The organism is Streptomyces sp. NPDC048606, assembly GCF_040650855.1.
In the GTDB taxonomy this organism is placed as follows: domain Bacteria; phylum Actinomycetota; class Actinomycetes; order Streptomycetales; family Streptomycetaceae; genus Streptomyces.
In genome coordinates, this window is sequence record NZ_JBEZIB010000012.1 from 213,960 (window position 1) to 228,714 (window position 14,755).

Consider the following 14,755-nt stretch of genomic DNA (forward strand, 5'->3'; position numbering starts at 1 on the left):
TCCTGTGCCGGGGAGGGTGACCGTGACCGAACACGCCCCCCACCACCAGGAATCCCCGATCCCCGCATGCGCTTCCGTACGCGAGTCACCGCACTGCCCCTCGCGGCCGCGTCGGCCCTGACCTGCTGGCTGCTGGCCGGCTGCGCCGACGCCGCGCGACCGACCGCCGCCCCGCACGGCGCGGCCGACCGCTCCGCGCACTCCGAGCACTCCGCCGGGCCGGATCGGAGCGGTCGCCAGGATCCGCCCGGTGCCGGTGGTGCCGCCGGTGCCCGTGGTTCCCGTACCGCCGGTGAGGCCGGCGCGGACGGGAAGCCGGACCCGGCGGACGAGGTGGTCAAGGCCGCCACCCGGCACCTCACCGACGCCTGTCTCACCCGCCGGGGCCTGACCCCGCCCCGTCCCGGACCTCCGCCCCGCCCCGGGCCGGCCGCGGGGACGGCCGACGCCCGTGAACAACGGCGTGTCAGCGAGGCCCTGTTCGGCGCGGGACCGGCCGAACTGTCCATCTCCCTGCCGACGGGTCACGTCGTACGCGCCCACACCGACGGGTGCCTGGCCGCCGCCCAGCGCCGCCTCTACGGCGACCAGGGCCGCTGGTTCCGCACCTCGGTGGTCGTCAACAACCTCGGCCCCGAGGCCGCGCACACCCACAGCGACCTCGAACGGGTCCGCGCGCGCCACCGCGCCGAGATCGCCGAGTGGCGGCGCCTGCGCGCCCACGCCCTCTCCGAAGCCACCGCCCTGCTCGACCGAGCGCACCGATCGCACCACCCGATGGGAGAACCACCCGCATGAAGCGACTGACCACCGCTCTCGCCGCCGCCCTGTTCGGCGCCGGCACCGTCCTGGCCGGCTCGGCGGTCGCCGAGGCGGCCGACTGCCGCAGCGGCTACTTCTGCGTCTGGACGGACGCCAACTTCGAGGGCCTGAAGATCGAGCAGAGCGGGGACGACCACTGGTGGGAGGGGAACATCTCCAACTACGACTCCTCGTGGGCCAATCACGGCACCTCCGGCCCCGGCGTCCCCGACCACGTCAAGGTGTACGACGGCCGGGAGCTGATCGGGGCCGTCACCATCTGCCTGGCCCCCGGGCAGGAGGTCGGCTACAACGCGAACGCCAACGACCGCGGCAGCTCCCACACCTGGTCCGTGCGCTGCTGAGGCCCACCCCTAGGCCCTGTCGTCAAACTCCCGCCTGCCCCGCGGGCGACGACAGGAGTTTGACGACAGGCCCTAGCGCGCCCCGTAGACCGGCAGCGGTCGATCGGACCGCGCGAGGAGCCCGGCCGCGGCCTCGCCCGCCTCGGCCGGGGTCCATCGGGCACCCCGGTCGGCGGTGGGGCCCGGCCGCCAGCCCTCCATGACGGTGATGCGACCGCCCTCGGCCTCGAAGACCCGGCCGGTGACCCCCGCCGAGGCGTCGGAGCCCAGCCACACCACCAGCGGGGAGACGTTCTCCGGGGCCATGGCGTCGAAGGCGCCGTCGGCCGGGGCCGCCATCGAGGCGGCGAAGGTCTCCTCGGTCATGCGGGTCCGGGCTGCCGGGGCGACGGCGTTGACCTGCACCCCGTAGGGGCCCATCTCGGCGGCCGCGACCGCGGTCAGCCCGAGGATGCCGGCCTTGGCCGCGCTGTAGTTGCCCTGCCCGACCGAGCCGAGCAGTCCGGCGCCCGACGAGGTGTTGACCACCCGGGCCGCCACCCGCCGACCGGCCTTCGACTCGGCCCGCCACCAGGCCGCCGCGTACTTCAGCGGCAGGAAGTGGCCCTTGAGGTGGACGCGCATGACGGCGTCCCAGTCGTCCTCGTCGAGGTTGACCAGCATCCGGTCGCGCAGGAATCCGGCGTTGTTGACGAGGGTGTCCAGCCGGCCGAACGCGGACAGGGCGTGGTCCACCAGCGAGGCGGCGCCCGCGGCCGTCGCGACGTCCCCGCCGTGCGCCACGGCCCGCCCGCCCGCCGCCCGGATCTCCTCGGCCACGAGCGCGGCCGGACCGTCGGCCTCCGGGCGCCCGTCGAGGCCGACGCCGAGGTCGTTGACGACGACCCGCGCGCCCTGCGCGGCGAACGCCAACGCGTGGGCCCGGCCCAGCCCCCGCCCGGCGCCCGTCACGACGACGACCCGCCCCTCGGCGAGGCCGCCCCCGTCCGCACCCGCCGCCGTACCCACAGCCACCGCACCCGTACCCACGCCCACACCCACCGCGTCCTCCATCTCAGGCCTCCTTGTTGACCGTCGCCGCATCCAAAAACGCCGGGCGCTCGCCGCCCCCGTGGACGAGCAGGCTCGCCCCGCTCACGTAGGCCGCCCGGTCGGAGGCCAGGAAGACCGCCGCCCCGCCCACGTCCGAGGGCTCGGCCAGCCGTCCCAGCGGGACGGTGCCGGCGACCGCCGCCACCCCGGCCTCGTCCCCGTAGTGCAGGTGCGCCGATTCGGTGCGCACCATGCCCGGCACGATCGTGTTCACCCGGACCTCCGGGGCCCACTCGACCGCCATCGAGCGGGCCAGGTTCTCCAGTCCGGCCTTCGCCGCCCCGTAGGCGGCGGTGCCGGGCGAGGGGCGGGTTCCGCTGACGCTGCCGATCATGACCACCGAGCCGCGTACCGCCCGCAGGTGGGGGTACGCGGCCAGCGCGGCGGTCATGGGGGCCAGCAGGTTCAGTTCGACGATCCGGGCGTGCCGGCGGCCCTCGCCCTCGGCCAGCAGCCCGTACGGGGTGCCGCCCGCGTTGTTGACCAGGCAGTCGAGGCGTCCCAGGCGTGTGACGACGTCCGCGAAGAACGCGTCGACCGCGTCCGGGTCGCGCAGGTCGACGGCCGTGAACTCGGCCTCGCGGCCGGCGGCGGCCGGCTCGGCTCCCGGGCGGCGGGCGCAGACGACCACGTGCGCGCCCGCCGCGAGGAACGAGCGGGCGATCCCGGCCCCCACGCCCCGGGTTCCACCGGTGACGACGACAACCCTCCCGTTGAGCTCCATCGGCTGCTACCTTCCTCACCTAACAAATGTTTGGTGGAAAGGTAGCTGATCCTCTCATGGGTGTCTCCACCTCCCGCCCGGACAAGGGCATCGCACGCGTCACCGTCGATTTCCCGCCCGTCAACGCCCTTCCCGTGCGGGGCTGGTACGAACTGGCCGACGCCCTGCGCGCCGCCGGCCGCGACCCCGAGGTCCGCTGCGTGGTGCTCGACGCCGAGGGCCGCGGCTTCAACGCCGGGGTCGACATCAAGGAGATGCAGCGCGACGCCGGCCACGACGCCCTCATCGGCGCCAACCACGGCTGCGCCGAGGCCTTCGCGGCCGTCTACGACTGCGAGGTCCCCGTCGTCGCCGCCGTGAACGGCTTCTGCCTGGGCGGCGGGATCGGCCTGGTCGGCAACGCCGACGCGATCGTCGCCTCCGACGACGCCGTCTTCGGCCTGCCCGAACTGGACCGCGGCGCCCTCGGCGCGGCCACCCACCTGTCCCGGCTGGTCCCCCCGCACCTGATGCGCGTCCTCTACTACACCTCCCGCACCGTCGACGCCGCCGAACTGCACGCGCACGGCTCCGTGTGGAAGGTGGTCCCGCGCGCGCAGCTGGAGGCGGCCGCCCTGGAGCTCGCCGCCGAGATCGCCCGCAAGGACGGCCGGCTGATCCGCATGGCCAAGGCCGCCATCAACGGCATCGACCCCGTCGACGTACGCCGCTCCTACCGCTTCGAACAGGGCTTCACCTTCGAGGCCAACCTCAGCGGAATCGCCGACCGGGTCCGCGACACCTTCGGCAAGGAGACGCGCCCGTGACCGACAAGACCATGACCCCCGACGAGGTCGTCGCACGGCTGCGCAGCGGCATGACCCTCGGCATCGGCGGCTGGGGCTCCCGGCGCAAGCCGATGGCCCTGGTCAGAGCGCTGCTCCGGTCCGAGATCACCGATCTGACCGTGATCGCGTACGGCGGCCCCGACGTCGGGCTCCTCGCCGCCGCCGGCCGGATCCGCCGGCTCGTGGCCCCCTTCGCCACCCTCGACTCCATCCCCCTGGAGCCCCACTTCCGGACCGCCCGCGAGAACGGCTCCCTGGCGCTGACCGAGTACGACGAGGCCATGTTCATGTGGGGCCTGCACGCCGCCGCGAACCGGCTGCCGTTCCTGCCCGTCCGGGCGGGCCTGGGCTCCGACGTGATGCGCGTCAACCCCGAACTGCGCACCGTCACCTCCCCCTACGCCGACGGCGAGGAGTTCGTCGCCGTCCCCGCCCTGCGCATGGACGCGGCCCTGGTCCACCTCAACCGCGCCGACCGGCTGGGCAACGGCCAGTACCTCGGCCCGGACCCGTACTTCGACGACCTGTTCTGCGAGGCCGCCGACACCGCCTACGTCTCCTGCGAGCAGCTCGTCGAGACCGCCGAGCTCGCCAAGGCCGGCCCCCCGCAGTCCCTCCTGGTCAGCCGCCACTCGGTCACCGGGGTGGTGGAGACCCCCCACGGCGCGCACTTCACCTCCTGCGCCCCCGACTACGGCCGCGACGAGGCCTTCCAGAAGCTCTACGCGACCACCCCCTGGGCCGAGTTCGCCGCCCGCTTCCTCTCCGGCGGCAGCGAACACGCCTACCAGCGCGCCGTCCGGACCTGGCACGAGGAGCAGCAGCCGTGAGCACAGCGACCGCCATCACCCGCGCCGAGTACTGCGTGATCGCCTGCGCGGAGGCCTGGCGCGACAACGGCGAGGTCCTCGCCAGTCCGATGGGTCCGATCCCCTCCTTCGGGGCCCGGCTCGCCAAGCGGACCTTCTCCCCCGACCTGCTGCTCACCGACGGCGAGGCCCTCCTCGTCGGGCTGGACGGCACGGTCGAGGGCTGGCTGCCCTACCGGCGGCACCTGACGATGGTCACCGGGGGGCGGCGCCACGTGATGATGGGCGCCAGTCAGATCGACCGGTACGGGAACCAGAACATCTCCTGCGTCGGCGACTGGGAGCGGCCCGCCCGCCAGCTCCTGGGCGTGCGCGGCGCCCCCGTCAACACGCTGAACAATCCGGTGAGCTACTGGATCCCGCGGCATTCGCGGCGGGTGTTCGTGGAGCGCGTCGACATGGTCAGCGGGGTGGGTCACGACCGGGCCGAGGCGGCCGGGGTGACCCGCTTCCACCGCCTGCCGCGCGTGGTCAGCGACCTGGGGGTCTTCGACTTCGGCGGCCCGGGCCGCACGATGCGCCTGGCCTCCCTGCACCCGGGGGTCACCCTCGACCGGGTGCGGGAGGAGACCGGCTTCGAGTTGTCCGTCCCCGCGCAGGTGCCCGCCACCCGCGAGCCGTCGGCGGTGGAGCTGCGGCTGATCCGCGAGGTCATCGACCCCGAGGGCCTGCGCGAACGCGAAGTGCGGGGCTGAGGGCCGTGGACGCGGTGTGGGAGACGGCGTTCACGCGGCTGACCGGGGTCCGTCACCCGATCGTGCAGACGGGCATGGGCTGGGTGGCCGGCCCCCGCCTGGTGTCGGCCGCGGCGAACGCGGGGGCGCTGGGCGTCCTGGCCTCGGCGACGATGGGCCTCGACGAGCTGCGGGCGGCGGTGCGCGAGGTCCGTTCCCGTACGGACGCCCCGTTCGGGGTGAACCTGCGGGCGGACGCCGGGGACGCGGCCGACCGGGTGCGGCTGATCATCGAGGAGGAGGTGCGGGTCGCCTCGTTCGCCCTGGCGCCGTCGCGGGAGCTGATCGCGCGCCTGAAGGACGCGGGCGTCGTCGTGATCCCCTCCGTGGGGGCGCGTCGGCACGCCGAGAAGGTCGCGGCCTGGGGCGCCGACGCGGTGATCGTGCAGGGCGGCGAGGGCGGCGGGCACACCGGGGAGGTGGCCACGAGCGTGCTGCTGCCGCAGGTGGTCGACGCCGTCGACATCCCGGTGGTGGCCGCGGGCGGCTTCCACGACGGCCGGGGCCTGGTCGCGGCCCTGGCGTACGGGGCCGCGGGCATCGCCATGGGCACCCGCTTCCTGCTGACCCGCGACTCGACCGTCCCGGACGCCGTCAAGGCCGAGTACCTGAAGGCCACGGTCAAGGACGTCACCGTCACCACGGCCGTCGACGGGCTGCCGCACCGGATGCTGCGCACCGAGCTGGTCGAGGCGCTGGAGCGGTCGGGCCGGGCCCGGGCGCTCGCGCGGGCCGTGCGGCACGCGGCCGCCTTCAGGCGGCTCTCGGGGCTGTCCTGGTCGCGAATGGTGCGCGACGGCCTCGCGATGAGACACGGCAAGGACCTGTCCTGGAGCCAGGTCCTGCTGGCCGCGAACACCCCCATGCTCCTGAAGGCGTCCATGGTCGAGGGCCGTACGGACCTCGGCGTCATGGCATCGGGCCAGGTCGCGGGGGTGATCGAGGATCTGCCCTCCTGCGCGGAACTCGTCGACCGCGTCATGGCCGAGGCGTTCACCGTGCTCGACCGTCTGCACGCCCCGCACCCGTCGGACGACCGGCATCCGCTCGGCACCCTGCCACCACCAGGGTGATCCCCCTTCTCCGTCACAGGAGTCGCCCCCATGAGCCGTGCCCGAACCCGCCTGGCGATCGCGGCGGCCGCCGCCGCCCTCCTCGCCGGGATCCTGCCCGCCGCCGGTGCCCACGCGGCGCCGGCTCCGGCGGCCGCCCCCGTCGCCCACCCGTGGGCGGGGACGATCCGTCAGGTCCCCCTCCAGGGTGCCGTCAACGTCCGTGACATCGGCGGCTACCGCACCTACTCCGGCGACCGGGTCCGCGAGGGCCTGGTCTACCGCTCGGACGCCCTGTCCAAGTTGACCGCGGCGGACATCACCACCGTCTCCGGTCTCGGCCTGAGGAAGGTCGTCGACTTCCGCATTCCGATGGAGCTCCAGTACGACGGCGCCGACCGGCTGCCCCCGGGGCTCACCCCCACCTCCCGCTCGATCAGCGACCTCGGCCTGTACGGGACCCTGGTCGGCGCGATCTCCAGCGGCGATCCCGTCAAGCAGGAGCAGATGCTCGGGGGCGGGCGCGCCGAGGCGTACATGCGCGACATCTACCGCACGTTCGTGACCGATCCCGCGAACCGGGCGCAGTTCGCGACGACCCTGCGGGAGGTGGCCGACGGCCGGCAGGGTCCGCTGCTGTACCACTGCACGTCGGGCAAGGACCGTACGGGCTGGATGAGTTACGTCCTGCTGCGGGCGCTGGGCGTGCCGCAGTCGAGCGCCGAGGGCGACTACCTCGCCTCGAACACCTTCCGGGGGGCGTACGACGCCCAGGTGCGGGCGGGTCTCAAGCAGTCGGGGCGGATGCAGAACCCGGACCTGTTGATCCCGCTCCAGGAGGTCCGGCAGGACTACCTGGACGCGGCGACGCAGCGCATGGAGGCGGACTACGGCGGCTTCTACGGCTACCTGACCGACGGTCTCGGCCTGGACCTGCGGACGTTGGCGAAGCTCCAGGAGAAGATGGTCCGCTAGCGGGCCCGACGGCGGCGATCCGGTCGCCGGGTCCCGCAACGGCGAAGGGCCGGGCCGCGCGTGACGCGCGACCCGGCCCTTCCCTTCACGATTTCCGCCCCGAGGGGTCAGACCGCCCTGCGACGGCCCTGGCCGCCCGAGCCGACCCGGCTGCGCGCCGAGGCCGCGGCGGCGCCGCCCCCGGTGGTGCCGCCGGTGGTGCGCCGGCCCTGGCCCGCGGAGCCGGCGGCGGAACCGCCCTGGCCGCCCTGGCCGCGACGGGCCTGGCCCTGGGAGCCCGCGCCCTGACCGGACCCGCCGGCGGCGGAACCGGAGCGGCGGGAGCGACCGCCGCCCGCCGGGGCGGAGCCCGTGGCGGAGCCGGTACGGGGACCACCGGAGCGGCGGCGCGAGGACCCGGAACCGGAGCCGGAGCGCGGCTTCGGCGGGGTGGCCTGCGGCACCTCCAGCACCACGGGGATGCCCGAGGGCTCCTTGGCGCCGGTGAGGCGGGCCAGTTCCTCGTCGGAGGACTTGATCTGCGCGGTGCGCGGGGTGATCCCGGCGTCCGACATCAGACGGGTCATGTCCCGCTTCTGGTCGGGCAGCACCAGGGTGACCACGCTGCCGGACTCGCCGGCACGGGCGGTACGGCCGCCGCGGTGCAGGTAGTCCTTGTGGTCGGTGGGCGGGTCGATGTTGACGACGAGGTCGAGGTCGTCGATGTGGATGCCGCGCGCGGCGACGTTCGTGGCGATCAGCGCGGTCACCTCGCCCGTCTTGAACCAGTCCAGGGTGCGGTTGCGCTGCGGCTGCGAGCGTCCGCCGTGCAGGCCGGAGGCGCGCACGCCGTCGGCGAGGAGCTTCTTGACCAGGCGGTCGACCCCGCGCTTGGTGTCCACGAACATGATCACCCGGCCGTCACGGGCGGCTATGCGCGTGGCGACGGCCTTCTTGTCGGTCTCGTCCATGACGTACAGGACGTGGTGCTCCATCGTGCTGACCGCGCCGGCGGACGGGTCGACGGAGAAGGCGACCGGGTCGGTGAGGAACATCTTGACGAGCTTGTCGATGTTCTTGTCGAGGGTCGCCGAGAAGAGCATGGTCTGGCCGCCCGGCGCGACCTGCTTGAGCAGGGCGGTGACCTGCGGCATGAAGCCCATGTCGGTCATCTGGTCGGCCTCGTCGAGGACGGTGATGGCGACCTGCGAGAGGTCCGCGTCACCGCGGTCGATGAGGTCCTTGAGGCGACCGGGGGTGGCGACGAGCACCTCGGCGCCGCGGCGCAGCGCGCCCGACTGCCGGTTGATGGACATGCCGCCGACGACGGTGGCGATGCGCAGGTTGACGGCCGTGGCGTACGGGGCCAGGGAGTCGGTGACCTGCTGCGCGAGCTCACGGGTCGGTACGAGGACCATCGCGAGCGGCGCCTTGGGCTGCGCGCGCAGGCCGGCGGTGCGGGCGAGCAGCGCCAGGCCGAAGGCCAGCGTCTTGCCGGAGCCGGTGCGGCCGCGGCCGAGGAGGTCACGGCCGGCGAGGGAGTTCGGCAGCGTGGCGGCCTGGATGGGGAAGGGTTCGGTCACGCCCTGGGCGGCGAGGGTCTTCAGCAGCGCCTCGGGCATGTCCATGTCCTCGAACGCGGCCACCGGCGGGAGGGCCGGGGTCAGCGGTTCGGGCATGGTGAATTCTTGGGGCCGGGCAACGGGGGCGGACTTCTGCCGTCCCGCGCCAGCCTTCGGACGCCCCTGGGCCGCACCTCGACCCCGGGTGGGGCGGCGGCTGGGTCGTGCGGAGCTGGAGCTGGTCATGCGGAAAAAGCCCTCCTGAAACCGGCAAGTGCGAACTACGGTCGAGACAGCAGACAAGCCGGGGCCCGCACCTCGCGGTGCGGACCCCGGCATGCTGAAGAAATTAGGCGGGGAGGATGTTCTCCGCCTGGGGGCCCTTCTGGCCCTGGGTGACGTCGAAGGTCACGCGCTGACCCTCGGTCAGCTCACGGAAGCCAGAGGTGGCGATGTTCGAGTAGTGGGCGAAGACGTCCGGGCCGCCACCGTCCTGCTCGATGAAGCCGAAGCCCTTTTCCGAGTTGAACCACTTCACGGTACCGTTAGCCATTTGAATCTCCTGAATAGGCGGCAAGGGCCCCATCCGGAGATTCCGGTAAAAACAATTAAAGCGCCTGTCGGAGCATTCCCGTCAGGCGCACATAAAGTTCATGGGTACCACAACTGCAACGCTCCAAAGCTAGCACACCTCGGCCCGGCGGCGCTGCCCTCGACCCGCGACCGTGTCACGGGCCCGGGTCGAGGGCGGCGCCGGCGGGGTCAGAGCCGCTCGATGATCGTGACGTTGGCCTGGCCGCCGCCCTCGCACATGGTCTGGAGGCCGTAGCGGCCCCCGGTGCGTTCCAGCTCGTGCAGGAGGGTGGTCATCAGCTTCACGCCCGTCGCGCCCAGCGGGTGCCCCAGGGCGATGGCGCCGCCGTTGACGTTCACCCGGTCCGGGTCCGCCCCGGTCTCCTTCAGCCAGGCCAGGACCACCGGGGCGAAGGCCTCGTTGATCTCGACCAGGTCGATGTCGGACAGGGCCAGACCGGTCTTCTTCAGGGCGTGGGCGGTGGCGGGGATCGGCGCCGACAGCATGCGGATCGGGTCCTCGCCGCGCACCGACAGGTGGTGGATCCGGGCGCGCGGGGTCAGCCCGTGCTCGGCGACGGCCCGCTCGGAGGCCAGCAGCATCGCCGCGGCCCCGTCCGAGACCTGGGAGGAGACGGCCGCCGTGATGGTGCCGCCCTCGACGACCGGCCTCAGGGCGGCCATCTTCTCCAGGGTGGTGTCCCGGCGGGGCCCCTCGTCGAGGCGGACGTCCCCGTAGGCGACGGTCTCGCGGTCGAAGCGGCCCTCGTCCAGGGCGCGCGCGGCCCGCCGGTGGGAGCGCAGCGCGAAGCGCTCCATGTCCTCCCGGGAGATGCCCCACTTCTCGGCGATGAGCTGCGCGCCGTGGAACTGGTTGACGGGGGCGTCGCCGTACCGGGCCCGCCAGCCCGTCGAGCCGGCGTAGGGGCCCTCGGTGAGGCCGAGGGGTTCGGCGGCCTGGCGGGAGGCGAAGGCGATCGGGATCATCGACATGTTCTGGGTGCCGCCCGCGACGACCAGGTCCTGGGTGCCGGAGAGGACGCCCTGCGCCGCGAAGTGCACGGCCTGCTGGGAGGAGCCGCACTGGCGGTCCACGGTGACGCCCGGGACCTCCTCGGGCAGGCCCGCCGCCAGCCACGCGGTGCGCGCGATGTCCCCGGCCTGCGGCCCGACGGTGTCGAGGCAGCCGAAGACCACGTCCTCGACGGCGGCCGGGTCGATCCCGGTCCGCTCCACCAGCGCCTTCAGTACGTGCGCTCCCAGGTCGGCGGGGTGGACGGCGGACAGGCCGCCGCCGCGCCGCCCCACGGGGGTGCGCACCGCGTCGACTATGTAGGCCTCGGGCATCGGGACTCCACTCCTTCGCTGGTCAGGTGGCGCGTACGGCTCAGGTGGCGCGTACGGCGATCCCGTCCAGGACCATCGACAGGTACTGGCGGGCGATCTCCTCGGGGCTGTGGTGTCCGCCGGGCCGGTACCAGGACGCCGCGACCCACACCGTGTCGCGCACGAAGCGGTAGGTGAGCCGGATGTCGAGGTCGGCGCGGAAGACGTGGGCGGCGACCCCCCGCTCCAGGGTCCCGAGCCAGGCCTTCTCGAACTTCTGCTGCGAGTCGGAGAGGTAGTGGAAGCGGGGCTGGGAGGAGAGGGTGCGCGCCTCCTTCTGGTAGATCGCGACGGCGGCGCGGTGCCGGTCGATCTCCCGGAAGGACTCGGTGACGAGGGCCTCGATGGTCTCCCGGGGGCCGAGGCCGGCGGCGAGGACGGTGTCGTACCCCGCCCACAGCTCGTTCAGGAACGCCGAGAGGATCTCGTCGAGCATCGATTCCTTGGAATCGAAGTGGTAGTAGAGGCTGCCGGCGAGCATGCCGGCGGCGTCGGCGATCTTGCGGACGGTGGTGGCGTCGTAGCCCTGGGCGGCGAAGACCTCGGCGGCGGTGTCGAGGAGTTCCCGCCGGCGCTCGGGGGCCGCGGTCACCTGCGGCTTCTTGTTCGTTGGCACGCGCCCATTGTGGTCCTAGGCGCGTTGGCTGCTGACCGAGACGGTCTCGCCCGTCATGTACGACGAGTAGCCCGAGGCCAGGAAGACGATCACGTTGGCGACCTCCCAGGGCTCGGCGTGGCGGCCGAAGGCCTCGCGGGCGGTGAGGTCGGCGAGGAGTTCCTCACTGGTGACCTTCGCCAGGTGCGGGTGCATGGCCAGGCTGGGGGCGACCGCGTTGACGCGTACGCCGAACTCGGCGGCCTCCAGCGCCGCGCAGCGGGTCAGGGCCATGACCCCCGCCTTGGCGGCGGCGTAGTGGGCCTGGCCGGTCTGGGCGCGCCAGCCGACGACGGAGGCGTTGTTGACGAGGACCCCGCCGCTCCCCGAGGCCTTGAGCGAGCGGAGCGCGGCGCGGGTGCAGCGGAAGGTGCCGCCCAGGGTGACGTCGAGGACGCGTCCCCACTGTTCGTCGGTCATGTCGACGAGGTCGGCGGTGCCGCCGAGGCCGGCGTTGTTGACGACGACGTCGAGGCGGCCGTGGAGTTCCTCGGCGCGGGCGAACAGGGCCCGCACCTGGTCCTCGTCGGTGACGTCGCAGGGCAGGGAGGCGACGCGGTCGGCGCCGAACCGCTCGGCGAGCGCGGCCTCGGTCTCCTTGAGGCGGCGGGCGTGGGAGTCGCCGATCAGGACGCGGGCGCCCTCCTCCAGGAAGCGGCGTGCGGTGGCCCCGCCGATGCCGGCGCCGGCGGCGGCGGTGATGACGGCGGTGCGGTCCTCCAGCAGGCGGTGGCCGGCCACGGGGCGGGGCTCGTTCATACGCACTCCTCGACGCTGCTCGTGGGCGTACGTTAACCTACCAAACACTTGTTAGGGAAGCGTCACGGAAGAGGCGGGACCACTGATGGACCTCACCCACTCCCCGCAGGTCGAGGCCTTCCGGGCCGAGGCGCGCGACTGGCTCCGCACCCACGTCCCCACCGACCCCCTCCCCTCCCTGGAGACCCGCGAGGGCTTCGCCGCACACCGGGAATGGGAGGCGCGCCTGCACGCCGACCGCTGGTCGGTGGTCTCCTGGCCGACGGAGTACGGCGGCCGGGGCGCGGACCTCGAACGGTGGCTCGTCTTCGAGGAGGAGTACTGGCGGGCGGGAGCGCCCGGCCGGGTCTCCCAGAACGGCATCAACCTCCTCGCCCCCACCCTCTTCGACCACGCCAGCGCCGAACAACGGGCCCGCGTCCTGCCCCCCATGGCCGGCGGCGACGTCGTCTGGGCCCAGGCCTGGTCCGAACCCGAAGCCGGCTCCGACCTCGCCTCGCTGCGCTCGCGCGCACGGCGCACCGACGGCGGCTGGCTGCTGACCGGCCAGAAGACCTGGTCCTCCCGCGCCGCCTTCGCCGACCGCGCCTTCGGGATCTTCCGCACCGACCCCGACGCCCCCCAACCCCACCAGGGCCTGACCTACCTGATGTTCGACCTGCGCGCGCCCGGGGTGACCGTACGACCCATCGGCCGCCTCGACGGCAAGCCCGCCTTCGCCGAACTCTTCCTCGACCGCGTCTTCGTCCCCGACGAGGACGTCATCGGCGAGCCCGGCCAGGGCTGGCGGATCGCCATGTCGACCACCGGCAACGAACGCGGCCTCACCCTGCGCTCCCCCGGACGGTTCCTCGCCTCCGCCGAACGCCTCGTACGCCTGTGGCGGGCCCAGGGCGACCCCTGCGACTCACGCGACACCGCGACCGGCGCCGGCGTCGCCGACGCGATGATCGGCGCCCGCGCCTACCAGCTGTTCACCTGGGCCAACGCCTCCCGCTTCGCGGCCGGCGAGACCATCGGCGCCGAATCCAGCCTGAACAAGGTGTTCTGGTCCCGGTACGACATCGCCCTGCACGAGACGGCCCTCGACCTGCTGGGCCCGGACGCCGAGCTCGCGGACGGCCCGTGGGCCGAACCCTGGCTGTTCTCCCTCGCCGGACCGATCTACGCCGGCACCAACGAGATCCAGCGCGACATCATCGCCGAGCGCCTGCTCGGCCTCCCGAAGGGCCGCCGCTGATGCGCTTCCTGCCGACCCCCGAACAGACGGACTTCACCCGCACCCTGCGCTCCCTGCTGGGCGCTGCCGAGGTCCCGACGACGGTACGGGCCTGGGCCGCCGGCGACCACGCCCCCGGACGCGCCCTGTGGGCCCGGCTCGCCGACACCGGCCTGTGGGCCCTCGCCGTACCCGAGGACGGACCGTACGGGGAACTCGGCGGGCTGGGCCCGCTCCCGGTGGAGGCGGCCCTCGGCTTCGTGGAACTGGGGCGGGCCGGGTTCGCGGGGCCGGCGGTGGAGACCGCCGCCGCCTGCGTCCTGCTCGCGGGACTCGGGGACACCGGCTGCGCCAAGCGGTACCTGCCCGCCCTGGTGGCCGGGGAGGCGTCCGCGACGCTGACCCTGCCGGGCGGGTCCCCGTACGCCCTCGACGCGGACGCGGCGACGTACCGCTTCACGGTGTCGGCCCGGGGGGAACTGCGCCTCGCGGACGGGGCCGGCACCCCTCTGGCCTCCCTCGACCCGGCCCGACGCCTGTCGACCCTCGACCCCGGGGGCGGGGAACTCCTCGCGGCGGGACCGGACGTCACGCGGGCGGCGGAGACGGCCCTGTGCTGGGCGCGGCTGCTGACGGCGGCGCAGTGCCTGGGCGTGGGCGAGGCACTGCTCGCCCGGACGGTGGAGTACACGAAGCAGCGCACCCAGTTCGGCACCCCGATCGGCGCCTTCCAGGCGGTCAAGCACCGCCTGGCGGACACCCTGCTGGCCCTGGAGTTCGCACGGCCCCTGCTGTGGGCGGCGGCCCTGTCGCCGCGCCCGGGCGAGGTGGCGGCGGCGAAGCTCACCGCGGGCGAGGCGGCGTACGCGGCCGCGCTGACGGCCCTGCAACTGCACGGCGCGGTCGGCTACACGGAGGAACTGGACCTGTCCCTCTGGCTGCGCAAGGCCCGCCCCCTGCGCGACGCGTGGGGCACCCCGACCGCATGCCGGGCGGAGGTCCTGCGGTCGGGGGTGGGGGGCGGTGTCCCCTGGGGCGGGGTCGGGTGAGTGTCGGGGGTTTCCCGCCAGTCCACTGTCCTTCCGGGACGGGTCGGTCCCTCAAGGGCGCTCACTTCGTTCGCGTCGCTTCGCGATGGCCTTCGGCCACCCTTGACCGACCGCCCCGTCCCGGAACGCCAAAG

At 73.7% G+C, this 14,755-nt stretch carries 16 protein-coding genes; 9 read left to right on the forward strand and 7 right to left on the reverse strand.

The window, feature by feature from the left end:
* Positions 1–66 precede the first annotated feature (66 nt).
* Together AB0D01_RS16170 and AB0D01_RS16175 are read left to right on the forward strand one after the other, a co-directional pair.
* Entirely contained in the window at positions 67–798 is a 732-nt protein-coding gene (locus AB0D01_RS16170) for a hypothetical protein (RefSeq protein WP_363055787.1), read from the forward strand.
* Entirely contained in the window at positions 795–1,166 is a 372-nt protein-coding gene (locus AB0D01_RS16175) for a peptidase inhibitor family I36 protein (protein WP_363055788.1), read from the forward strand. The genes AB0D01_RS16170 and AB0D01_RS16175 overlap by 4 nt, the downstream gene beginning before the upstream one ends.
* A 72-nt stretch (positions 1,167–1,238) precedes the next feature.
* Here the strand turns inward: AB0D01_RS16175 and AB0D01_RS16180 are convergent, their stop codons facing one another.
* Positions 1,239–2,219, reverse strand: coding sequence for an SDR family oxidoreductase (locus AB0D01_RS16180; RefSeq protein ID WP_363055789.1), 981 nt, complete (start codon positions 2,217–2,219; stop codon positions 1,239–1,241).
* Position 2,220: 1 nt separating this feature from the next.
* Positions 2,221–2,982: an SDR family oxidoreductase gene (locus tag AB0D01_RS16185; RefSeq protein WP_363055790.1), complete on the reverse strand. Its 762-nt coding sequence runs from the start codon at positions 2,980–2,982 to the stop codon at positions 2,221–2,223.
* A 56-nt stretch (positions 2,983–3,038) separates the two neighbouring features.
* On the opposite strand from AB0D01_RS16185, the gene AB0D01_RS16190 reads away from it, so the two are divergent.
* Genes AB0D01_RS16190 through AB0D01_RS16210 form a run of 5 tightly spaced genes read left to right on the forward strand, consistent with a single transcriptional unit; the run spans position 3,039 to position 7,439 of the window.
* Positions 3,039–3,788 (forward strand): enoyl-CoA hydratase family protein, encoded by a 750-nt coding sequence (locus tag AB0D01_RS16190; RefSeq protein WP_363055791.1) that lies wholly within the window; start codon positions 3,039–3,041, stop codon positions 3,786–3,788.
* Positions 3,785–4,639, forward strand: a complete 855-nt coding sequence (locus AB0D01_RS16195; protein ID WP_363055792.1) for a CoA-transferase — start codon at positions 3,785–3,787, stop codon at positions 4,637–4,639. The genes AB0D01_RS16190 and AB0D01_RS16195 overlap by 4 nt, the downstream gene beginning before the upstream one ends.
* Entirely contained in the window at positions 4,636–5,373 is a 738-nt protein-coding gene (locus AB0D01_RS16200) for a CoA-transferase (RefSeq protein ID WP_363055793.1), read from the forward strand. The genes AB0D01_RS16195 and AB0D01_RS16200 overlap by 4 nt, the downstream gene beginning before the upstream one ends.
* 5 nt (positions 5,374–5,378) lie before the next feature.
* Positions 5,379–6,485 carry a nitronate monooxygenase gene (locus AB0D01_RS16205; protein WP_363055794.1) on the forward strand — a complete coding sequence of 369 codons (1,107 nt, stop codon included), beginning with the start codon at positions 5,379–5,381 and terminating at the stop codon, positions 6,483–6,485.
* Between the two features lie 30 nt (positions 6,486–6,515).
* Entirely contained in the window at positions 6,516–7,439 is a 924-nt protein-coding gene (locus AB0D01_RS16210; RefSeq protein WP_363055795.1) for a tyrosine-protein phosphatase, read from the forward strand.
* Between the two features lie 107 nt (positions 7,440–7,546).
* On the opposite strand, the gene AB0D01_RS16215 is transcribed toward AB0D01_RS16210, so the two are convergent.
* The 5 genes from AB0D01_RS16215 to AB0D01_RS16235 form a co-directional block, all read right to left on the reverse strand.
* Positions 7,547–9,226 carry a DEAD/DEAH box helicase gene (locus AB0D01_RS16215; RefSeq protein WP_363055796.1) on the reverse strand — a complete coding sequence of 560 codons (1,680 nt, stop codon included), beginning with the start codon at positions 9,224–9,226 and terminating at the stop codon, positions 7,547–7,549.
* 103 nt (positions 9,227–9,329) lie between these two features.
* Positions 9,330–9,533, reverse strand: a complete 204-nt coding sequence (locus tag AB0D01_RS16220; protein WP_125816912.1) for a cold-shock protein — start codon at positions 9,531–9,533, stop codon at positions 9,330–9,332.
* 209 nt (positions 9,534–9,742) lie between these two features.
* On the reverse strand, positions 9,743–10,900 hold the full coding sequence (locus AB0D01_RS16225; protein WP_363055797.1) for an acetyl-CoA C-acetyltransferase: 1,158 nt from the start codon (positions 10,898–10,900) through the stop codon (positions 9,743–9,745).
* Between the two features lie 40 nt (positions 10,901–10,940).
* Positions 10,941–11,555, reverse strand: coding sequence for a TetR/AcrR family transcriptional regulator (locus AB0D01_RS16230; protein ID WP_363055798.1), 615 nt, complete (start codon positions 11,553–11,555; stop codon positions 10,941–10,943).
* A 15-nt stretch (positions 11,556–11,570) separates the two neighbouring features.
* A complete protein-coding gene (locus tag AB0D01_RS16235) occupies positions 11,571–12,353 on the reverse strand; it encodes an SDR family oxidoreductase (RefSeq protein ID WP_363055799.1) in 783 nt (260 codons plus the stop codon).
* A gap of 85 nt (positions 12,354–12,438) precedes the next feature.
* On the opposite strand from AB0D01_RS16235, the gene AB0D01_RS16240 reads away from it, so the two are divergent.
* Both AB0D01_RS16240 and AB0D01_RS16245 read left to right on the forward strand, forming a co-directional pair.
* A complete protein-coding gene (locus AB0D01_RS16240; protein ID WP_363055800.1) occupies positions 12,439–13,593 on the forward strand; it encodes an acyl-CoA dehydrogenase family protein in 1,155 nt (384 codons plus the stop codon).
* Positions 13,593–14,621 (forward strand): acyl-CoA dehydrogenase family protein, encoded by a 1,029-nt coding sequence (locus AB0D01_RS16245; protein WP_363055801.1) that lies wholly within the window; start codon positions 13,593–13,595, stop codon positions 14,619–14,621. The genes AB0D01_RS16240 and AB0D01_RS16245 overlap by 1 nt, the downstream gene beginning before the upstream one ends.
* Positions 14,622–14,755: the final 134 nt, after the last annotated feature.